Source organism: Siccibacter turicensis LMG 23730 (assembly GCF_000463155.2).
GTDB classification, from domain to species: Bacteria; Pseudomonadota; Gammaproteobacteria; order Enterobacterales; family Enterobacteriaceae; genus Siccibacter; species Siccibacter turicensis.
Genome location: NZ_AWFZ01000030.1, coordinates 67,841 through 89,447, shown reverse-complemented (window position 1 = coordinate 89,447; position 21,607 = coordinate 67,841). Strand labels below are relative to the sequence as shown.

11 protein-coding genes are annotated in these 21,607 nt (G+C 61.1%); 5 read left to right on the top strand and 6 right to left on the bottom strand.

Features of this window, described 5'->3' with window-relative positions; genetic code table 11:
- The 4 genes from mdtC to yegD all read right to left on the bottom strand — a co-directional run bounded on the left by mdtC (window position 1) and on the right by yegD (window position 9,588).
- Window positions 1-3,090: a multidrug efflux RND transporter permease subunit MdtC gene (gene mdtC / locus DW58_RS10045; protein ID WP_024548020.1), complete on the bottom strand. Its 3,090-nt coding sequence runs from the start codon at window positions 3,088-3,090 to the stop codon at window positions 1-3.
- Entirely contained in the window at window positions 3,091-6,213 is a 3,123-nt protein-coding gene (locus DW58_RS10040; RefSeq protein ID WP_024562594.1) for an MdtB/MuxB family multidrug efflux RND transporter permease subunit, read from the bottom strand.
- Window positions 6,213-7,427, bottom strand: a complete 1,215-nt coding sequence (locus DW58_RS10035) for an MdtA/MuxA family multidrug efflux RND transporter periplasmic adaptor subunit (RefSeq protein WP_024547722.1) — start codon at window positions 7,425-7,427, stop codon at window positions 6,213-6,215. The genes DW58_RS10040 and DW58_RS10035 overlap by 1 nt, the downstream gene beginning before the upstream one ends.
- Before the next feature lie 808 nt (window positions 7,428-8,235).
- A complete protein-coding gene (gene yegD, locus DW58_RS10030; protein ID WP_024547721.1) occupies window positions 8,236-9,588 on the bottom strand; it encodes a molecular chaperone in 1,353 nt (450 codons plus the stop codon).
- 131 nt (window positions 9,589-9,719) lie between these two features.
- On the opposite strand from yegD, the gene alkA reads away from it, so the two are divergent.
- Entirely contained in the window at window positions 9,720-10,565 is an 846-nt protein-coding gene (alkA, locus tag DW58_RS10025) for a DNA-3-methyladenine glycosylase 2 (protein WP_024562414.1), read from the top strand.
- Here alkA and DW58_RS10020 read toward each other — a convergent pair.
- Complete coding sequence (locus tag DW58_RS10020; RefSeq protein WP_024547790.1) at window positions 10,558-13,884, bottom strand: diguanylate cyclase; 3,327 nt, start codon at window positions 13,882-13,884, stop codon at window positions 10,558-10,560. The genes alkA and DW58_RS10020 overlap by 8 nt on opposite strands.
- A 349-nt stretch (window positions 13,885-14,233) precedes the next feature.
- Between DW58_RS10020 and udk the strand changes: the two genes are divergently transcribed.
- The 3 genes from udk (at window position 14,234) to asmA (ending at window position 17,476) form a co-directional block, all read left to right on the top strand.
- The gene (gene udk, locus DW58_RS10015) at window positions 14,234-14,875 is read left to right on the top strand and encodes a uridine kinase (RefSeq protein WP_024547791.1); all 642 of its coding nucleotides are present in this window, start codon (window positions 14,234-14,236) and stop codon (window positions 14,873-14,875) included.
- Window positions 14,876-15,021: 146 nt separating this feature from the next.
- Window positions 15,022-15,603, top strand: a complete 582-nt coding sequence (dcd, locus tag DW58_RS10010; protein WP_024547792.1) for a dCTP deaminase — start codon at window positions 15,022-15,024, stop codon at window positions 15,601-15,603.
- Between the two features lie 25 nt (window positions 15,604-15,628).
- Window positions 15,629-17,476: an outer membrane assembly protein AsmA gene (gene asmA, locus DW58_RS10005; protein ID WP_024547793.1), complete on the top strand. Its 1,848-nt coding sequence runs from the start codon at window positions 15,629-15,631 to the stop codon at window positions 17,474-17,476.
- Window positions 17,477-18,149: 673 nt separating this feature from the next.
- Here the strand turns inward: asmA and DW58_RS10000 are convergent.
- Window positions 18,150-19,730, bottom strand: coding sequence for a TerC family protein (locus tag DW58_RS10000; RefSeq protein WP_024547794.1), 1,581 nt, complete (start codon window positions 19,728-19,730; stop codon window positions 18,150-18,152).
- Window positions 19,731-20,467: 737 nt separating this feature from the next.
- Here DW58_RS10000 and DW58_RS09995 point away from each other — a divergent pair.
- Window positions 20,468-21,607, top strand: a complete 1,140-nt coding sequence (locus tag DW58_RS09995; protein WP_024547795.1) for a polysaccharide export protein — start codon at window positions 20,468-20,470, stop codon at window positions 21,605-21,607.

Here is a 21,607-nt window from a genome sequence, read left to right as displayed (position 1 = left end):
TTACTCACTCGCCGATACGGTATTGTCCTGTCGGGGCGTGCGCCGGAAGCGCAGCCGTAGCCTGTCGAAGAAGAGGTAGATCACCGGGGTGGTGTAGAGCGTTAAAAGCTGGCTCATGATCAGGCCGCCGACGATGGTGATCCCGAGCGGCTGGCGCAGCTCCGCCCCGTCACCGCTGGAGATCACCAGCGGCAGCGCGCCGAAGATCGCCGCCAGCGTGGTCATCATGATGGGCCGGAAGCGCAGCAGGCAGGCCTGGAAAATTGCCTCGCGCGGCGTCATGCCGCCCTGGCGCTCCGCCTCCAGCGCGAAATCCACCATCATGATGGCGTTCTTCTTCACAATGCCTATTAATAACATGATGCCAATCAGGGCGATAAGGCTAAAAGGCGCTCCGAACAGCTCCAGCGCCAGCAGCGCACCCACGCCCGCCGAGGGCAGGGTAGAGAGAATGGTCAGTGGGTGCACGTAGCTCTCATAGAGCATACCCAGCACGATGTAGACCGTGGCGATGGCGGCGAGGATCAGAATCACCTGGGAGTCGAGGGTCTCCTGGAAAAGCTGCGCCGTGCCGGCAAAGCTGCCGCGCACCGAGGACGGCACTCCGAGCTGGGTCATGGCGCGATCGATATCGGCGCTGGCCTCGGAGAGCGACACCCCGGCAGGCAGGTTGAAGGCGATGGTGGAGGAGGCCGACAGTCCCTGATGGTTCACCGACAGCGGCGCGTTGGCCGGCTGCCATTTGGCGAAGTACGAGAGCGGGATCGGTTTGCCCTCGTCATTAATCACGAACATTTTCTCCAGCGCGCTGATGTCCTGGGTGTAGCGCGGGTCAACCTCCATCACCACCTTGTACTGGTTCATCGCCTCATAGATGGTTGAGATCTGGCGCTGGCCGAAGGCGTTGTTCAGCAGGCTGTTTGCTTGCTGGACGCTGATGCCGAGCCGCGCCATGCTTTCCCGGTCGTAGACCAGATTCATCTCCGCGCCGTTGTCCTGCTGATCGGAGTTAACGTCGGCCAGCGTCGGAAGCTTCGCCAGCGCGCTGCGGATCTTCGGCTCCCACTCGCGCAGGGCGGCGAGATCGTCGGACAGCAGCGTGTACTGGTAGCTGGCGTTAGACTGGCGTCCGCCCACCCGAATATCCTGCACCGCCATCAGAAACAGGCTGGCGCCCGGCTCGTTGGCGAGCTTTTTACGCAGCCGGTCAATAATCTGCTGGGCCGACTCGTTGCGCTCGCTGCGCGCTTTCAGGGTAATAAACATCATTCCGCTGTTGACCCGCGAGCCGCCGGTAAAGCCGGTCACGTTGTCCACCGCCGGGTCGTCGCGGATGATCTTCATGAAATCCTCCAGCTTGCCGCGCATGGCCTGGAAGGAGATGCTCTGATCGGCCTGGATACCGCCCATCAGGACCCCGGTATCCTGCTCCGGGAAGAAGGTTTTCGGGATGGCAATATAGAGCCAGACGTTCAGGGCAAGAGTGGCAAGGAACACCACCCCGACCAGCCGGGCGTGGTCGAGCACCCAGCCAAGCGAACGGGCGTAGCCCTGGTTTAGCGCGGTCCACAGGCGGCCGATGCCGCGGGCGCGCGTTGGGGTATGCGGCTTCACGCGCTTGAGCAGCCAGCCGCACATCATCGGCGTCAGCGTTAGTGAGACCAGCATCGAAATGCCGATCGCCACCGACAGCGTCACGGCAAACTCCCGGAACAGCCGGCCCGGCAGCCCGGCCATCAGCAGCAACGGCATAAACACCGCCACCAGCGAGACGCTCATCGACAGCACGGTAAAGCCCACTTCCCGCACCCCCTGTAGCGCCGCCTGCAAGGGTTTCATCCCCGCTTCGATATGACGCGCGATGTTCTCCAGCACCACAATGGCGTCGTCCACTACAAAGCCGGTGGCGATGGTCAGCGCCATCAGCGACAGGTTATTGAGGCTGAAGCCGCACAGGTACATGGCGGCGAAGGTGCCAATCAGCGATACCGGCACCGCCACCGCGGGAATAAAGGTCGCGCGGCCGGAGCGCAAGAACAGGAAGACCACCAGAATTACCAGCGCCACCGAGAGCACCAGCGAGTGCTCCACCTCTGCCAGCGAGGCGCGAATGGTCGGCGAGCGGTCCTGGGCGATTTGCAGATCGATGGCGGCGGGGATGGTTTCCCGCAGCGCCGGCAGCCGGGCGCGGATGCTGTCCACGGTCTGAATGATATTGGCTTCCGGCAGCTTGCGGATCATCAGCAGGATGGCGGGGCGGGCGTTGGTCATCCCGGCGTTACGCACGTCCTGCACCGAATCGGTGACGCTGGCGACATCCCCCAGCCGCACCGCGGCACCGTTGTTGTAGTGGACGATCAGCGGCTGGTATTCCTCCGCGGTTTTCAGCTCATCGTTGGTCTGGAGCTGCCAGCGGCGGGTGCCATCCTCCACCGCACCCTGCGGGCGGCGCACGTTGGCATTGCTGATGGCTTCGCGCACCGCGTCAAGCGACACGCCCTGATTAAACAGCGCCTGCGGGTTCAGCCCGACGCGGATTGCCGGCAGGGAGCTACCGCCCACGTCCACATCCCCGACGCCCTCAATCTGGGCGATGCTCTGCGCCAGCTGGGTTGAGGCGAAATCGTAAAGTTTGCCCTGGGACCAGGTGTCCGAGGTCAGCGTCAGGATCATAATCGGCGAATCCGACGGGTTCGCCTTGCGATAGGTCGGGCGCGACGGCATCCCGCTCGGCAGCAGGCTCTGCGAGGCGTTGATCGCGGCCTGCACATCCCGCGCCGCGCCGTTGATGTCGCGGCTGAAGTCAAACTGCAAAATGATACGCGTACTGCCAAGCGAGCTGGACGAGGTCATCTCATTGACCCCGGCAATGCGCCCGAGCGCGCGCTCCAGCGGGGTCGCCACCGACGAGGCCATGGTTTCCGGCGAGGCGCCGGGCAGGGAGGCGCTCACCATGATCACCGGAAAATCGACCTGGGGCAGCGGGGCCACCGGCAGCAGCCGGAAGCCGAGCACGCCGCACAGGGTGATGGCGACCGACAGCAGAATCGTCGCCACCGGGCGGTGGATAAACAGGGCGTAAAAATTCACTTACGCCTCCTCTTCACGGGTCGGGAAGCGGCGGCGTACCGCCTGCCCAAGGCGGTCGAACAGCAGATAGATCACCGGGGTGGTAAACAGCGTCAGCACCTGGCTGACCAGCAGACCGCCGACCATGCCGATGCCCAACGGACGACGCAGTTCGGCCCCCACGCCGGTGGAGAGCATCAGCGGCAGTGCGCCCAGCAGCGCCGCCAGCGTGGTCATCAGGATCGGGCGGAAACGCAGCAGGCAGGCCTGGTAGATGGCCTCACGCGGCGGCATCCCCTGCTCGCGCTCGGCGGCCAGCGCGAAGTCGATCATCATGATGGCGTTTTTCTTGACGATGCCGATGAGCAGTATGATGCCGATGATGGCGATCACGTCCAGCTCGGCCCCGGCAATCATCAGCGCCAGTAGCGCCCCCACGCCTGCCGAAGGCAGGGTAGAGAGAATGGTCACCGGATGGATAAAGCTCTCGTACAGCACGCCGAGCACGATATACATCGCCACTATCGCCGCAACAATCAGCCACACGGTGCTGCCGAGCGCCGCCTGGAACGCCAGGGTGCTGCCCTGGAAGGCGGTGGTGATATCGGTCGGGAAGTTAAGCGCCAGCTCGGTGTCGGTAATGGCCTGCACCGCTTCGCCCAGCGAGTAGCCGTCCTGCACGTTAAAGGAGATGGTGGTAGACGGGAACTGGTCGAGGTGGTTGATGGTCAGCGGCCCGAAGCGCTGCTCCACCTTTGCCACCGCGCTGAGCGGCACCACGGCGCCGTCGCTGCCGGTGAGGCGGATGGCGTCCAGCGCCTCCAGTCCCGGCGTGGCGGCAGTGTTGTGCTCCAGCACCACGCGATACTGATTCGCCTGGGTGTAGATGGTGGAGATCAGCCGCTGGCCGAACGCGTTGTACAGCGCGTTATCCACGTCGCTCATGCTGATGCCGAGTCGGCTGGCGCTGTCGCGATCCACTTTCACATACGCCACCAGCCCCTGGTCCTGCCAGTCGCTGCTGACGTCTGCCAGCTCCGGGCGGGTTTTCAGGGCGTTCATCAGGGTGGGCACCCAGGTGCTGAGCGCCTCAAGGGACGGCGCCTGCAGCGTGAACTGATACTGGGTGCGGCTCACCGTGGTATCGATGGTGAGATCCTGGGTCGGCTGCAGATAGAGCGCCACCCCCGGCAGGGTAGCGACCTGACGTTGCAGGCGCGCAATTACCTCCGGCACGCGGTCGTCACGGTCGTCGAGGGCTTTGAGGTTGATCTGGAGCCGACTGCTGTTGAGCGACGGATTCGTACCGTCCACCCCCACGAAGGCGGTCATGCTCTCCACCGCCGGGTCCTTCATGATCAGATCGGACACCTGGCGCTGGCGCTCGGCCATGCTGGCGAACGACGCTGACTGCGGCGCCTGAAGCGTGCCCTGAATAATCCCGTTATCCTGCACCGGGAAGAAGCCTTTCGGGATCATCACCCACAGCAGGACGGTCAGCGCCATGGTGCCGAGCGCCACGCCGAGGGTCAGCCACGGATGACGAAGCACCCGCGTCAGCAGCCGGCCATAGCCGGCAATCACCCGCTCGAAGAAGCGCTCCGATGCGCGGGAGAAACGGTTCTGTTTGCGCAGCGACGCGTGGCTCAGCATGCGGGCGCACATCATCGGCGTCAGGGTCAGCGAGACGATGGCCGAAATCAAAATGGCGACCGCCAGCGTGACGGCAAACTCGCGGAACAGCCGGCCCACGATATCCCCCATAAACAGCAGCGGGATCAGCACGGCGATGAGCGAGAAGGTCAGCGAGATGATGGTAAAGCCGATCTCACCCGCCCCTTTCAGCGCGGCAGCCAGCGGCTTCTCGCCCTTTTCGATGTAGCGGGAGATGTTCTCGATCACCACGATGGCGTCGTCCACCACAAAGCCGGTGGCGATGGTCAGGGCCATCAGCGTCAGGTTGTTGATAGAGAAGTCGAGGAACACCATCACCGCGAAGGTGCCGATCAGCGACAGCGGCACCGCCACGGCGGGGATAATGGTAGCCGGGACGTTGCGCAGGAACAGGTAGATAATCATCACCACCAGCGCTATCGCCAGCATCAGCTCGTGCTGGGTATCGCTCACCGAGGCGCGAATATTGGTGGTGCGGTCGGTGAGCAGCTTGACGTTAACCGACTTCGGCAGGCTGTCGGTGAGCGACGGCAGCAGCGCGCGGATGCTGTCCGCGGTGTCGATAATATTGGCCCCCGGCTGGCGCTGGACGTTCATCACGATGGCCTGTTCTTTATTCGCCCAGGCGCCGAGCCAGCTGTTTTCCGCCCCCTGTTCAATGGTTGCCACGTCACCGAGACGAATCGCCGCCCCGTTCTGGTAGCCGATGATCAGCTTGCGGTACTCCTCCGCGGACTGCATCTGGTCGTTGGCGGAAAGGGTAATGGCCCTGGTCGGACCGTCGAGGCTGCCTTTCGCCGAGTTAACGTTGGCGCTGGTGATGGCGGTACGCACCGCTTCGCTGGTCAACCCGAGGGCTGCCAGCGCGGGAGCGTTTAGTTTTACCCGCACCGCCGGGCGCTGGCCGCCGGAAATGGTCACCAGCCCGACACCGCTCACCTGGGAGATCTTCTGCGCCACGCGCGTCTCCACCATGTCCTGCACCTGGGTCATCGGCAGGGCGGAGGAGGTGACTGCGAGAGTCATCACCGGCGGGTCCGCCGGGTTCACTTTGTTATAGACCGGCGGGTTGGGCAGGTCGGAGGGCAGCAGGTTAGTGGCGGCGTTAATCGCGGCCTGCACCTCCTGCTCGGCGACGTCCAGCGGCAGCGTGAGCTGGAACTGGAGCGTCACCACCGACGCGCCGCCTGAACTCTGGGAGGACATCTGCTTGAGGCCCGACATCTGGCCAAACTGACGCTCCAGCGGGGCGGTAATCGCCGAGGTCACCACGTCCGGGCTGGCGCCGGGATAGAGGGTAATCACCTGAATCGTCGGGTAATCCACCTCCGGCAGCGCCGACACCGGCAGAAAACGGTAGCCGATAATCCCGGCCAGCAGGATAGCGATCATCAACAGCGTGGTCGCCACCGGCCGCATAATGAACAGGCGAGACGGGCCGCCGGTAGCCCTGGGCGGTAACACCTGCATCAGGAACGTGCCCCCTGCGAGCCGGCGCGGGTGCTTTTCACCGGCGCCGCGTCATCGCTCTGCGCTTCCACCACTTCCACGCTGGCACCCTCGGTCAGGCGGTCAATGCCGTCCGTCACCACGCGGTCACCGGCGGACAGCCCGGCATCAATCACCACCGTCTGGCTGGTCTGCAGCCCCGGCGTCACCAGGTGCTTGCTGACTTTATTGTCGCTGTTCAGCACCCAGACAAAGTTGCCTTCGTTACCCATCTGCAGCGCCGCAGCGGGGATCACCACCGCATCGTGCTGGGTGTCCACCAGCATGCGGGCATTAACGAACTGGTTGGGGAACAGGGCATCGTCCTCATTACTGAAGCGCGCTTTCAGCTTGATGGTGCCGGTGGTGCTGTCGATCTGGTTATCGAGACTCAGCAGCGTGCCGGTCGCGATTTTGCGCGTATTGGTGCGGTCCCAGGCTTCGACGCTCAGGGTGCCGTTTTTACGCGCCTGGGTGATGGTGGGGATATCGCTCTCCGGCAGGGTAAACACCAGGTCGATAGGGTGGGTCTGGGTCAGCACCACGATGCCGGCGGTGTCGCCGCTGGAGATCTGGTTGCCGATATCCACCTGCTTCAGCCCCACGCGGCCGTCAATTGGCGCGGTAATACGGCTCCAGTCGAGCTGAAGCTGGGCGCTGGCTACCGCCGCCTGGTCGGCCTTGATGGTGCCCGCAGATTCGGCGACCAGCGCCTGCTGGGTGTCCAGCTCCTGACGGGAGACCAGATTGGTTTTCACCAGCTGCTGATAGCGCGCCAGGTCGCGCTTAGCGTTGGCGAGGGTGGCCTGGTCGCGCGCCAACTGCCCCTGAGCCTGGGCGAGGGCGACCTTAAACTGGCTCGGGTCGATCTCGGCCAGCAGATCGCCGGCCTTCACCTGCTGCCCCTCTTCGAAATGCAGCGCCATCAGCTGCCCATCCACCCGGCTACGCACCGTAACGGTATTGGCGGCGGTGACGGTACCCAGTCCTGACAGGTAGCGCGGCACCGATTCGCTACGCGCGGTGGCGGCCTGAACCGGCGCACGCATCGCGCCGCGCATGGCCTGGCGGCCTTCTGCGCCTGAGCGGGCCGGGGTGGGAGCGGTGGAGGTATGACGCCACCAGGCAACGGCGGCGATGGCCAGGAGAATGACGCCTGCAAGCATGATCCAGCGGGATTTTTGCATACCTTTCATATTTCTAGGTTTTCTCTTCCATAAATTAAGAGGGGATGATAACCCTTCAGGCGGCCGGCCGCAGCAGTGATGCGCGAGCGAAGCCGGGCGATGTTATCAGGTAAGTGTAGTAATGCTTCGCCATTGAAAGATGGAGGAAATATGAAACAACGTAGAGATTCGTCTGAATGGGGGAGGGGGATGGGGGTTCCCTTAACGAGAGGAAACTCGCCGTATAATAGTTAACGTCGCCGTATGTGCACGTTAGCTAAGGCCCGCTTTGCAGGCCGGCAACGGTTCCGTTCACCGTAACGCCGCATTTCCATGTCACTCAGGACGCCGGTGAACGGGCAAAGGGGGCTCGCCGCCGCCCCCTTTGCAATCCCGGCTCCCGGCCAGTAAAACCGGCCCTGCGGGCTGCCCTTGCCTCCGGCGTCTCGCTCCGGTCGGTCGCGATACCCCATCCCGGGGCTCGCGCCCTCTGGCGGTTCCCGACCGCCAGCCCGGACTCAACGCCTGCGGCGCGGCGGTTTTGATGCCGGAATGCACCACGCTTCGACGGCTGTGTTTGGTGGTGGCGCTAAAAGACGGCGGCGATATGCCACTGGCTGACGCGATGTCAGTTACCGAAATATCACCTCGGCCTAGTGCGCCCTTTGGTGGTTCTGACCGCCAGCCCGGACTCAACGCCTGCGTCGCGGCGGTGTTGATGCCGGACTGCACCACACATTGGCGGCTGTGTTTGGTGATAGCGCCACACGTCAACGGCTGCGTTTGGCGATAGCGCCACACGGCGGCAGCGATATGCTCCTGGCTGACGCGATGTCAGTTACCGAAACATCACCTCGGCCCAGCGCGCCAGACCGGCGGTTACGGAGCCAAAGTCATCCCCGCCGGCAATCGGGGTATCGGGCAGCAGCTGCGCCAGCGCGGCTTTGATCAGCGGCGAGCGGGCGCTACCGCCGGTCAGATAAATCACGTCCGGCTTCTCGCTGGCGGATGCCAGCGCCAGCGTCACCTGCTCCAGCACGCGGGCCAGCGGCTGGGCCAGCGCCAGTTCCAGCGCCTGACGGGTTACCTCGACGTTGAGATCGGCACGGATAAACGGCAGTTGTGACACGGTGTGGGTGGCGTTCGACAGGGCAATTTTGACCTCCTCCGCCTCGCGCACCAGCCGGTAGCTGAGGCGCTCGCGCCACAGCTTCTGCAGCAGGGCAACGCGCTCCGGCTCACGGGCATCGCGGATAAGCGTCGCCAGCAGGCGGCCGGTGGCGGTGCTGTAGAACTCGCTCTGGGCCGGGACATCGTTGATCGCCACGGCGTTCCACCACGGCAGTGCCGGGAGCGCAATGCCTTTTTCCGTCTGGCCGCCGAGGCCCAGCTCCGGCATAAACTGCTTAAACGCCACGGCGATATCGAGATCGTTTCCGCCCACGCGACAGCCGCTGTGCCCCAGCAGGCTGGCGCTGCGATCGGCTTTATCGCGCCACTGCGGCCCCATCAGCAGCAGCGAGCAGTCGGTGGTTCCGCCGCCGATGTCCACCACCAGCACGCGCTGTTCGCGTTGCAGGGTCGCTTCAAAATCGAGCCCCGCCGCAACCGGCTCAAACTGGAACACCACATCGGTAAACCCGGCGCGGTGCGCGGCGCGCTCCAGAATGCCCTGCGCCTGCTGGTTAGCGTCATCCCCGCCCAGCCCCTGAAAGTTAATCGGGCGGCCAATCACCGCCTGGTCAAGCGTGGCGGAGAGCTGCTGCTGCGCAGTATGACGAATATGCAGCATCATGGCGCACACCAGATCCTCAAACAGCGCGACCTGCTGGGGTTTCAGCCCGGTTGCGCCAAGGAATGATTTGGGGGATTTAACGAACCAGACCTCTTCCGGGTCATCGGTGTAGTGCCGCAGCGCGTTCAGGCCGAACTGCACGCTGCCCGGCGTGACCTCAATGTCTTCCTCGCGATTGAGGTTCATCGCCCGGCGCAGCAGGGCGGCGTTCTCGTCGCTGCCGGTCGGCACGCTGTGGTGGCGGTGCAGCCACTCGCTGATCGCCTCGCGGGTTGGGGCGCAGATCATGGACGGCAGCAGAGCGGAATCCTGCTCCAGCGTCACCATGCGCGGTGCGCCGTTTTCCATAACCGCAACCGAACAGTTAGCGGTGCCGTAGTCAAATCCAATAAACATCATGATCCCCATGCCGGTGAAGAAGGGGGGCGACTTTAGCGAAATGTCGCGAGCGCAGCAAATGGAATATAAAAGCAAGGCATAATCAAGTGCTTGCCGCTAAGCTGAAAAAAGGCAATCCGGGAGAATCTATGTTTACGTTGCACTATACCCCCCCTTATGACTGGCCGTGGATGCTGGGCTTTTTACGCGCCCGTGCCGTCACCGGCATTGAACAGGTGGGTGACAACCACTACAGCCGCAGCATGGCGCTGGCGGGCGGGTCGGGCGTGCTGACCGTCACGCCGCACCCCACCGAGCCGGCGCTGGTGGTGACGCTCAGCGACGGCCTGATGCCGGTGGCGGAGGCGGTGCTGGTGCGGGTGGCAAACCTGCTGGATCTGCGCCTCGACCCGGCACCGATGCTGGCCTCGCTCGGCGAGCTGGCTGCCGCGCGCCCCGGTCTGCGTCTACCGGGGTGCGTTGACCCGTTTGAGCAGGCGATACGCGCGATCCTCGGCCAGCTGGTCAGCGTGGCGCTGGCAGCGAAGCTCACCGGCAAGCTGGCGGCGGCGTTCGGCACCCCCTGTCCGGGGCAGCCGGGCTGGATGCTGTTCCCGGAGGCGAAGGCGCTGGCCCGGCTGAGTCCCGAAGAAGTTAAAACCATTGGGATCCCGCTGATGCGCGCCCATGCTATCGTCAACCTGGCGCAGACCTGCGAAGCGGGCGTGTTCCCCCTCACGCGTCCGCAGGACGTGGAGCAGGGGGTGAAACACCTGATTAGCTGGCCAGGGATTGGGCGCTGGACGGCGAACTACTATGCGCTGCGCGGCTGGCAGGCGCCGGACGTGTTTCTGCCGGATGATTACGCCATCAAGCAGCGCTTCGCCGGTATGACGCCCGCCGCCATCCGACGCTATGCAACCTGCTGGGCGCCGTGGCGCTCCTATGCCCTGCTGCACATCTGGTACAGCAGCGGCTGGCAGCCGGTCAGTTGATGGCGAAGTAGCTGTTGTTGAGCAGCAGGTCGAGCGGCTGCTGCGCCGCAATGGTATCGCCGAAAATCAGGTCAATACCGATGCCGGAGAGGGTGTCCATCACCAGCGGCTGATCCGCCGGCCCGGCAATGCTGCGCAGCCCAAGACGCTGGGCATGGCCGTGAATAATGGTGACCATCATTTCGTCCATCAGATTGGTATGCACCCAGCTCACCAGTTCGGCGTTGAGCATCACGTAGTCCACCCTATCGTGGCCGAGCAGGTTGAAGACCTCCAGGTCGCGCCCGGTCTGGGTGAGGATTATCTGGCAGCCTGCGTCGCGCAGGGCGTGCAGGTGGCGGCGCGGGGCGTCGTCTTCGCGGTGCAGCGCTTCGGCAGGCACCATAATATGCAACAGGCGGGCAGGCAGCGGGCTTTCCGCCAGCATGGCGATGATGTCATCCACCACGCTCTGCGAGGCCAGGCCGCTGGTGGAGAGAGGCAGGGCAATACCAAACCCTTTCTGAGCCACCCGCGCGCTCCACTTGCTGAAGAACTCATGGAAAACGCGGCGATCCAGGGCGTGCATCAGTTCGCTCTCACCGAGGATGGCGCGCAGGGCCTCCTCCTCCATCACGTCGCCCTCGCGGGTCCAGAACTTGAGGGTCAGCGTATAGAACGAGGCCGACTCCGGCACTCGCGGCGAGGCCACCGCCCGGGCAATCATGGCGATCGGGTTGTCTTTGATCATCCGCCACTGCTCGTCGAGCGGCATCTGGGCGCGGGTCGGATGCTGACCCTGCTGCGGCTCATAGACCGTTACCACGCCGCGCCCGTTGTTTTTCGAGGCGTAGCAGGCGATATCCGCCTGGGACATCACCTCTGAGGCCTGGTTATTATTGGCATCGATCATGGTGATGCCGGCGCTGGCCCCGATGCGGTGCAGGCGATTGTCCCAGCTGAAGTGGTAGTCGTTGATCGCCTGAATCAGCCGCCCGGAGATGGTGCGGGCGCTCTCCAGATTGCAGTCGGGCAGCAGCAGACCAAACTCATCGCCGCCAAGACGGGCCAGCACATCGCTGGTGCGCAGCATGCTCAGCATCAGCGAAGCCAGCTCGCGCAGCAGGGCATCGCCCGCAGCGTGGCCGGCGCTGTCGTTTACCGCTTTGAAGCGATCGAGATCGATAAACACCAGGGCATGCTGCTGGCGGGTTTCCGCCACGTTCAGCAGCAGCCGCTTGAGGTGGTTTTCAAAGCTGACGCGGTTGGCAAGGTGGGTCAGGCCATCGTGGGAGGCGCTGTAGCTGAGCTGACGCAGCATTTTGCGCGACTCGGTCACGTCCTGAATCACCAGCACAAACCCAATGTTCTGCCCGTCGAGGGTGCTGAGCGGGGTGATGCTGTAGTGAATATCGTAGCTGCCGCCCTTGCGGCAGTGCAGCACCACATCCTGCTCAATGGCGGTGCGCGACACGTCGCCGCTGTGGATGTTCTCCATCAGCGGGCCGTTGTCCCCGAAGGTGATGCGCAGAATAGTGAGGATGTGCTGGCCGATGGCGCGATCCTGCTGCCAGCCGCTCATCTTTTCCGCCACCGGGTTCATAAAGGTGACGTTCATCTCAACATCGGTACAGATCACCGCTTCGCCGATGGAGTCGAGGGTAATGTGCAGGCGCTCCTTCTCCTGGAACAGGGCGTCGTTAAGCTGTTTGACTTCGGTCATGTCCATATTGATGCCAAGCAGGCGCTCAACATCGCCCTGCTTGTTCACCACCCGGTTCGCCAGGGAACGGATATGACGGATCCTCCCGCCCACCTTAATGCGAAACTCCAGTTTGAACGGCACCCGCGCGCGCAGCGCCTCTTTAATAGCCGCTTCGACCTGGGGTAGATCTTCGCTCACCAGCTGCGCTTTCCACAGCTGATAGGTCGGTTTGGTCTCCGGCGAGATGTCGTACAGCTCGAACATGCGCTTGTCCCAGCTCATGGTGTCCGGGCCGAGATCCCACTCCCAGATGCCAATTCCGCCCGCCTCGTTGGCGAGGGTGATGCGCTCCATCAGGCGCTTGTTCATCCACTCGGTCTGCTTGAGGTCGGTGATGTCCTCTATCTGGGCGATAAAGTAGAGCGGCGTGCCGTCGGTGTGGCGCACTACCGATACCGCGAGCAGCGCCCAGACCACATCTCCGCGGCTGGTGTAGTAGCGCTTCTCCATCGAGTAGCTGTTGATGATGCCCATGCGCAGCTGGTCGAGCTGCTCCAGATCTTTTTGCAGATCTTCAGGCCAGGTCAGCTGCTGAAAGGTCAGACGGTGCAGCTGCTCCGGGGTGTAGCCCAGCAGATTACACAGCGCTTTGTTGGACTGCAGGAACTGCCCGTCGTTAGAGACCAGCGCCATGCCGATGGCGGAGTACTCCATGGCGTTACGAAAGCGCGCTTCGCTCTCCCCGATGTGCTTGCGCTCTTCGCGAAAGGCGTACATCACCATGGTCATCACGTTCGCTGGCAGCAAAATCATTAAAAACGGCAGCCAGGGGGCGTTAAAGGTCCAGTGCGGATGGGGCATCTCAAGCAGCGTCGGGTTCGCGGCCATGATGGTCGAGACCATCATCACGGTGGCCAGAAACACGGTAAAGGCCTCAAGGCGCGGCAGGCGGATGGCGCTCCACATCAGCAGCACAATGATGAAGGTAAACGGCCAGGGCAGATAATGCAGCGCAAACCAGCTCAGCAGCAGAGTGGCGGCGAGGGTCAGCAGCGTCTCCAGCAGCAGGCGCGGATCGCGATGGCGCAGCAGATAGTGCGCCTTAAACAGCAGCCCGAGCGGAATCAGCGACAGCGCACCGATGGATTCAGACAGGATCCACATAAACAGCGTGCGCACCGGCTGTGTATTTTCGGTCAGAATAACCAGCAGCAGGCCACCCACCAGCGGCGGGATAACCGCGCCGCCAATGGCGAGCCGCACCCAGCTTGAGAGGTTTTGCAGGGGATTGCGCTGCGGCAGCAGGCGCCGAAGCAGCAGTGCCCCAAGCGCCGCTTCCAGCACGTTGAGCGCGGCATACAGCAGGTTAAGCTTTTCAGGCGGGAACAGCGCCAGCGTCGCCGCGACGTTGCCCAGGGTACAGACCAACGCGATGGCGGGCCATAAACGAAGCGGATGACGGAAAAACGCCACCATCATCAGGGCGGTCGGAAACCACAGCGGGGCCAGCAGGCTGCCAAACAGCGTCAGCTCAAGTGAAAAGAGGGTAAAAACAAAGGCCAGTAAACCCAGACTCACTAAGCGAAGGGCAGGATGGGGAACGGGGACTGAAACGCGCGTGTTTTGTCTGGTCATTACCACGAAATCCGCAAAGGCTGCGCGGCCGAGAGCAAGCCCCGGATGCATAAAATTAAGGAGTGGCGGCTATGCTAGTACAAACAATTTTCAATTCCTATGCCGCCTGCTCATAATTTAACATCGCTTCACTATATTTTGCGCAACACCCCTGGAATCTTCCCTGCTATAGAAAAAATGAAGAAAATCGTGTACATGGCGCGGCGCCATTTGTGCGTAACGCCAGGATAATTCCGCGATCCGCGGGCGGTTCGGCTGGTATCATTTAAAGGAAATCCCTATAATCGCCGCGTCAGACGCACCCGCGTCACCCTTCCTTAACTTCTTGCTACAACCAGGTCGCTTATTTATGACTGACAAGTCTCATCAATGCGTCATCATCGGCATCGCCGGCGCATCGGCTTCAGGTAAAAGTCTTATCGCCAGCACGCTCTACCGGGAATTACGTGAACAGGTCGGTGATGAACACATTGGTGTCATTCCAGAAGACAGCTATTACAAAGATCAGAGTCATCTGTCCATGGAAGATCGGGTGAAAACCAACTATGACCATCCTAACGCGATGGACCACAATCTGCTGTTCCAGCATTTACAGATGCTTAAACAGGGCAACCCGATTGAACTGCCGGTCTATAGTTATGTAGAACACACGCGCACCGCAGACACCGTCCACATCAAGCCGAAGAAAGTGATCATCCTTGAGGGCATTCTGCTGCTGACCGATGCGCGGCTGCGTCAGGAGATGAGTTTCTCTATCTTCGTGGACACGCCGCTCGACATCTGCCTGATGCGCCGCATCAAGCGTGACGTTAACGAGCGCGGACGCTCCATGGACTCGGTGATGAGCCAGTATCAGAAAACGGTGCGCCCGATGTTCCTGCAGTTTATCGACCCGTCCAAGCAGTATGCCGATATCATCGTGCCGCGCGGGGGTAAAAACCGCATTGCTATCGATATTCTGAAGGCTAAGATTAGCCAGTTTTTTGAATAACATCGCCGGATTGTGTACCGTTGTGAAGCGTTCCCGCCCGGGCAGGGCGGGCACCCGCGCGTCACGCCGGGTTATCCGGCTTTGCTTACGTTTTCAGGCTCACATCGCCTGCGTAAGCGCCCTGCTGCACGAAAGGAGAAAGTGCGATGCGTCTATGTGACCGAGATATTGAAGCCTGGCTTGACGATGGTCGCCTGGCAATTACCCCGCGTCCCCCCGTTGAGCGCATTAACGGCGCGACCGTTGACGTGCGACTGGGCAATAAATTCCGTACCTTCAGCGGCCATACCGCTGCGTACATTGATTTAAGCGGCCCGAAAGCGGAAGTGAGCGCGGCGCTGGATCGCGTAATGAGCGATGAGATCGTGCTGGATGACGGCGAAGCGTTCTTCCTGCATCCGGGCGAGCTGGCGCTGGCGGTGACCTACGAATCCGTAACGCTGCCCGCCGACCTGGTAGGCTGGCTCGACGGGCGTTCGTCGCTGGCGCGACTTGGGCTGATGGTGCACGTAACCGCGCACCGTATCGATCCGGGCTGGCAGGGCTGCATCGTGCTGGAGTTTTACAACTCCGGTAAGCTGCCGCTAGCGCTGCGTCCGGGCATGCTCATCGGTGCCCTGAGCTTTGAACCGCTCTCCGGCCCGGCGGCACGCCCCTATAATCGCCGTGAGGACGCAAAGTATCGCGATCAGCAAGGCGCAGTCGCAAGCCGGATCGATAAAGACTGACCGACAGCCCTGAGCAGAGGATGCCATGAGACGACTTTTAACCACGCTGATGATTTTACTGGTCGTGTTGGTTGCCGGCCTTTCCGCGCTGGTGATGTTGGTAAATCCGAATGATTTCCGCAGCTATATGGTGCGGGAAGTGGAGGCGCGGAGCGGCTATCAGCTCAAACTTGACGGGCCGCTACGCTGGCACGTCTGGCCGCAGCTCAGCATCCTCTCAGGGCGTATGTCGCTGACCGCCCCGGGCGCAAAGGACGCGCTGGTCAGCGCCGATAACATGCGTCTCGACGTGGCGCTCTGGCCGCTGCTCTCGCACCAGCTGCAGGTGAAGCAGGTGATGCTCAAGGGCGCGGTGATCCAACTGACGCCCCAGAGCGAAGCGCACCGTCCGGAGAACGCGCCGGTCGGGCCGCGTGACAGCGTTCCCCATCCTGATAACAGCGCCCGCTGGTCCTATGACATCAGCCGTCTGAAAGTCGCCGACAGCCTGCTGGTCTTCCAGCACGAAGATGACGAGCAGGTGACGGTGCGCAATATCAATATCGACATGGAGCAGAACGATAAGCGCCAGGCCGTTATCGAGCTGAGCGGTCGCATTACACGCGATCAGCGCGACGTCACGCTGGCGCTGACTGCCAACCTTGATCGCAACGACTACCCGCAGCGTATGACCATGAACGTGTCGCAGCTGAACTGGCAGGCGCGGGGCGCAGGGCTGCCGCAGAGCGGTATCAGCGGCCAGGGCCGTTTCCAGGCCGAGTGGCAGGAGCCATCGAAAACGCTTTCGTTCAGCGATCTTGTGATGAGTGCCAACGACAGCGCCGTGAGCGGTGCGGGTAGCGTAGTGCTCGGCGATATGCCGCGCTGGATGCTCGATCTCAATTTCGACACCCTCAATCTGGAAAACCTCGTGGCGGCGCAGGAGGTTTCCGGTGCGACGCCACAGCAGCAGGGGCAACAGGCCAGGCCGACGCCGGGGCGTCCGGTTATCGCCTCTGAAATCCATCACGATGACTATCAGCTGCTGCGCGGCTTTAGCGCCGAGGCGCGTCTGACGGCGAAATCCCTGCGCTGGCGCGGTCTGGACTTCACCAACGTCAGCGCCGCGCTGAAGAACGATGCCGGGCTGCTGGACATTGCCCGTCTGGACGGCACCTTAGGGCAGGGGCGTATGTCCCTTCCGGGGCGGCTTGATGCGCGCACGCCGGAGCCGGCAGCCGCGTTTCGTCCGGCCATCGACAACATTGAGATCGGCGATATCCTGCGGGCGTTTAACTACCCGATTGCCTTAACCGGCCGCTTCTCGATGCACGGTGACTTTACCGGTGGGCGAATCGACGCCGACGCGTTCCGCGACACCTGGCAGGGTCAGGCCGACGTCAGCATGGTCAACAGCCGCATGGAAGGGCTCAACTTCCAGCAGCTGGTGCAGCAGGCGGTGGAGCGCAGCAGCAGTAACGTCAGCGCACAGCAGAATTACGACAACGCCACGTCGCTGGCGAGCTTCTCCGCGGTGGCGCGTCTTAATCGCGGTCAGCTACGGCTTGACCAGATGAAGGGTGAATCCGCGATGCTCGCGCTTGACGGTACGGGCCAGCTGGATCTGGTGAAGGAGCAGTGCGACACCCGCTTTAACGTGCGCGTGACCGACGGCTGGAAAGGGGACAGCGCGCTGATTGCCCGCCTGCAGAAAACCGCGGTGCCGCTGCGGGTGTATGGCCCATGGCAGCAGCTCAGCTATAGTCTGGATATCGATCAGGCGCTGCGCAAACAGCTGCAGGATGAGGCAAAACGCCGTCTTAACGACTGGGCCGAACGCCACAAGAACAGCGAAAAAGGCAAAGACGTGAAAGAGCTGATCGATAAGCTCTGACGCCTGACCCGGACATGAAAAACGCCCCTGTGGGGCGTTTTTTTATTGAAGGGGGCAAATTACGACGCATGTGTAGATTGGCCTGTGCTACTCCCCTTTATGCGCACTATCCGGCCAGGTTAAGAAGACCGGCACTGTCTTCCTTCAAACCAACCTCAATGCCGGAGGGAGAAATCTTTCCGGCATCAAAACCGCCGCGCCGCAGGCGTTGAGTAAAGAAGACCGGCACTATCTTCCTTCAAACCAACCTCATTGCTGGAGGGAGGGATCTTTCCGGCATCAAAACCGCCGCGGCGCAGGCGTTGAGTCCGGGCTGGCGGTCGGGAACCGCCAGAGGGCGCGAGCCCCGGGATGGGGTATCGCGACCGACCGGAGCGAGACGCCGGAGGTAAGGGAAGCCCGCAGGGCCGGTTTTTTGGCCGGGAGCCGGGATGGCAAAGGGGGCGGCGGCGAGCCCCCTTTGCACGTTCACGTGCGGCGGTATTTCCATGGAAGCGCGGTGGCCTGGTGAACGGAACATTACCGAACGTGCATAGACTAAACCCAGCCGCAGCCTGCTGTGATGGAAGACGAAGACCACCCCGCAGGTAAAGAGAAGAGCAGAGATGACATGCACGTGCGGCCGCTACGGTGAACGCAACACCACCACACGCCCATAGACGAAAGCCCCCCATCACACCTCATAATCCAGCTCCCCGGCGGGCGCCAGCGGGATAATCTGCACCTTCTGCACGCGGTGGCTTTCCACGTCCAGGGTTTTCAGCATGAAATCCCCCGCCTGCACCTCTTCGCCGGGGGTCGGAACGTGCTGGAGATACTCCATCAGCAGACCGGCGATGGTGTGATACTCGCGTTTCTCATCCAGCGGCAGCGGCACGTGCTGGACCAGATCCTCCAGCGGCATGTGGCCGTTCGCCGTCCAGCTGCCGTCCGGGTTTTTCTGGATATCGTGGCGGGCATCAAGCTCGGCCACCTCATTCGGCAGATTACCGGCGATGGTTTCCATCACGTCGCTCAGGGTCACCACACCCTCCACCGAACCAAACTCGTCCACCACAAAGGCGAAGTGGGTATGGGCATTGCGGAACTGCTCAAGGGCGCCCAGCAGCGCCAGCCCTTCCGGGAACACCAGCGGCTGGCGAATCAGGCTGCGCAGATCCAGCGGTTCGCCGTGCAGCGACTGCTGGAGCAGATCCAGAATATGCACCACGCCCAGCAGATCGTCGTCATCGTCCGTCACCACCAGCCGGGTATGCTGGTTTTTGTCGAGCAGGGCGCGGATATGCGCCTCGTCATCGTTGAGATTGATATGCTCGATATCATGGCGCGAGGTCATAATGCTGCTTACGGTGCGCTGATTCAGGTTCAGCACCCGCTCAATCATTAGCCGCTCCTGCGGATTGAAGATGGATTGATCGGTATGGTCGGCCAGCATCGAGGCGGTTTCCACATCCAGCTCGGCATCCTCTTTCTTACCGCTGAGCAGGCGCATCACCGCTTCGGTGGTGCGCTGGCGCAGGGTCTGGTTGGCCGAAAGCAGGAAGCGGCGGCGGTTGAAAATCGCCAGCTGGTTCAGGGCTTCAATCATCACCGAGAAGCCAATGGCTGCGTAGAGGTAGCCTTTCGGAATGTGGAAGCCAAAGCCGTCCGCCACCAGGCTGAAGCCGATCATCAGCAGGAAGCTCAGACAGAGAATAACGATGGTGGGATGGTTGTTCACAAAGCGGGTCAGGGCTTTGCTGGCGAGCAGCATCACCGAAATGGCAATCACCACCGCGGCCATCATCACCGGCAGATGGTCTACCATCCCCACCGCGGTGATCACGGAGTCCAGCGAGAACACCGCGTCCAGCACCACGATCTGCGCCACGACCGCCCAGAACTTCGCCCCGCTGCGCTGGGTAGGGTTATGGCTATCCTTGCCCTCCAGCCGCTCGTTAAGCTCGACGGTGGCCTTGAACAGCAGAAACAGCCCGCCCAGCAGCATAATCAAATCGCGGGCGCTGAAGCTCAGTCCTTTCACGGTAAACAGGGGAGTGGTCAGGGTGACCAGCCAGGAGATCGACGCGAGCAGCACAAGGCGCATCAGCATCGCCAGAATCAGGCCGGTAACCCGTGCGCGGTCGCGCAGTTCGCGGGGGAGTTTCTCCGCGAGGATGGCAATAAACACCAGATTATCAATGCCCAGCACCAGCTCGATCACCACCAGCGTGACGAGTCCGGCCCAGATTGAGGGATCGGCAATCCATTCCATAGGGGTCAGTTTCCTGCGTGATTGTAAAGAGAAGACAGGGCGATGATGGATAACTTCTTCATAAAAATCAATTTTAGCCCACTTTTAGCGCACGAACGAATAATGAGCAGCGTTAACCACATTATATATTTGCGCAGCGAAACTTTTTCGTTCGCTTTTTAAATCGCTTGCCAATAAGAATACTCCTTGCTTGCGGAAAGAATGTTCTGACATTGAAAAATATATTAACGCGCTTAGTTTTTACCTGCCAAATTGTCAACCTCAGGATAATCCTAAAACCGACGATTTGCGCGCTTCATATTAATCTTAAAATGCTGTTTAAAGGATTAAGGCGCCTTGCCTGCTAATACGTTAGCTGTAACAATCCATTCAACGTTAACGAGCGCCTCGCTGTGGTCGAGCGTAAGTTAGCCGGGAAATGTACCAAAAATGACGTTTTAGTTAATTTTACGGTTAATAAGATTATTCTCTAACTCAGCTATTCTGCTGGTGAAAGATTATTTAACCTTTTGTTTATGCAGTGGATTGGTTACTGAAAGCCAAGGGCGGTAGCGTGCCTGAATACCTGCCAATAAGCCTCGATTATTCTGTCAATATGATAGCGGTAAATAAGCGTATTTTAGGACAGATTCCAGTTATATTTGGGCTCTGATGACTGCATGCTTGATGCGCAAGTTATTGTCGTACGTTTATTTAAGTCCTCAGGATAATTACTCTGCCAAAGTGATAAATATTCAATGATGAAATCCAAACTAAAATTGATGCCATTATTGGTGTCTGTAACCTTGATGAGTGGATGTACCGTCTTTCCGGGCAGCAATATGTCCACTATGGGCAAGGACGTGATCAAGCAGCAGGATGCCAATTTTGATCTGGATCGGATGGTGAACGTTTATCCTTTGACCCCCCGACTCGTCGAACAATTAAAACCGCGTCCTAATACTGCTCAGCCGAACGCCAGCCTTGAGCAGGAGATAAACAGCTATCAGTACCGCGTAGGTCCGGGCGACGTTATCAGCGTCACCGTCTGGGACCACCCGGAGCTGACAACCCCCGCCGGTCAGTACCGTAGCTCAAGCGACACCGGTAACTGGGTGCAGTCCGACGGCACCATGTTCTATCCCTATATTGGTAAAGTCCACGTCGTGGGCAAAACCCTCGCCGAGATCCGCACCGAAATCACCGGCCGCCTCGCCCAGTACATTAACGACCCGCAGGTTGATGTGAACATCGCCGCGTTCCGCTCTCAGAAAGCCTACGTGTCCGGCCAGGTGAACAAATCCGGCCAGCAGGCGATCACCAACGTGCCGTTAACCGTGCTGGATGCCATCAACGCCGCGGGCGGTCTGACCGAAAACGCCGACTGGCGTAACGTGGTGCTCACCCACAACGGTGTCGAGCAGCGCATCTCGCTTCAGGCCCTGATGCAAAACGGCGACCTGAGCCAGAACCGCCTGCTCTATCCGGGGGATATCCTGTTTGTGCCGCGTAACGATGACCTGAAAGTCTTCGTGATGGGCGAAGTGAAAAAACAGAGCACCCTCAAGATGGACTTCAGCGGCATGACGCTCACCGAAGCGCTCGGCCAGGCGGAAGGGCTGGATATGACCACCTCCAACGCCAGCGGCATCTTTGTTATCCGACCGCTGAAAGGCGATCAGAGCCGCGACGGCAAAATTGCCAGCATCTATCAGCTCGATATGTCGGATGCTACCTCGCTGATTATGGCCACCAACTTCAGGCTGCAACCGTATGACGTGGTGTATGTCACCACCGCACCGGTCGCGCGCTGGAACCGTCTGGTCAGCCAGCTGCTGCCAACCATCAGCGGTGTTCGTTATATGACGGATACGGCAAGCGACGTTCACAACTGGTAA

What these genes read in the sequence shown, in the direction of transcription:
- DW58_RS10000 (WP_024547794.1), bottom strand. Translation starts at nt 19,730, where the DNA reads ATGGAATGGATTGCCGATCCCTCAATCTGGGCCGGACTCGTCACGCTG.
- DW58_RS09995 (WP_024547795.1), top strand. Translation starts at nt 20,468, where the DNA reads ATGATGAAATCCAAACTAAAATTGATGCCATTATTGGTGTCTGTAACC.
- DW58_RS10020 (WP_024547790.1), bottom strand. Translation starts at nt 13,884, where the DNA reads ATGACCAGACAAAACACGCGCGTTTCAGTCCCCGTTCCCCATCCTGCC.
- yegD (WP_024547721.1), bottom strand. Translation starts at nt 9,588, where the DNA reads ATGTTTATTGGATTTGACTACGGCACCGCTAACTGTTCGGTTGCGGTT.
- asmA (WP_024547793.1), top strand. Translation starts at nt 15,629, where the DNA reads ATGAGACGACTTTTAACCACGCTGATGATTTTACTGGTCGTGTTGGTT.
- dcd (WP_024547792.1), top strand. Translation starts at nt 15,022, where the DNA reads ATGCGTCTATGTGACCGAGATATTGAAGCCTGGCTTGACGATGGTCGC.
- udk (WP_024547791.1), top strand. Translation starts at nt 14,234, where the DNA reads ATGACTGACAAGTCTCATCAATGCGTCATCATCGGCATCGCCGGCGCA.
- alkA (WP_024562414.1), top strand. Translation starts at nt 9,720, where the DNA reads ATGTTTACGTTGCACTATACCCCCCCTTATGACTGGCCGTGGATGCTG.
- DW58_RS10040 (WP_024562594.1), bottom strand. Translation starts at nt 6,213, where the DNA reads ATGCAGGTGTTACCGCCCAGGGCTACCGGCGGCCCGTCTCGCCTGTTC.
- DW58_RS10035 (WP_024547722.1), bottom strand. Translation starts at nt 7,427, where the DNA reads ATGAAAGGTATGCAAAAATCCCGCTGGATCATGCTTGCAGGCGTCATT.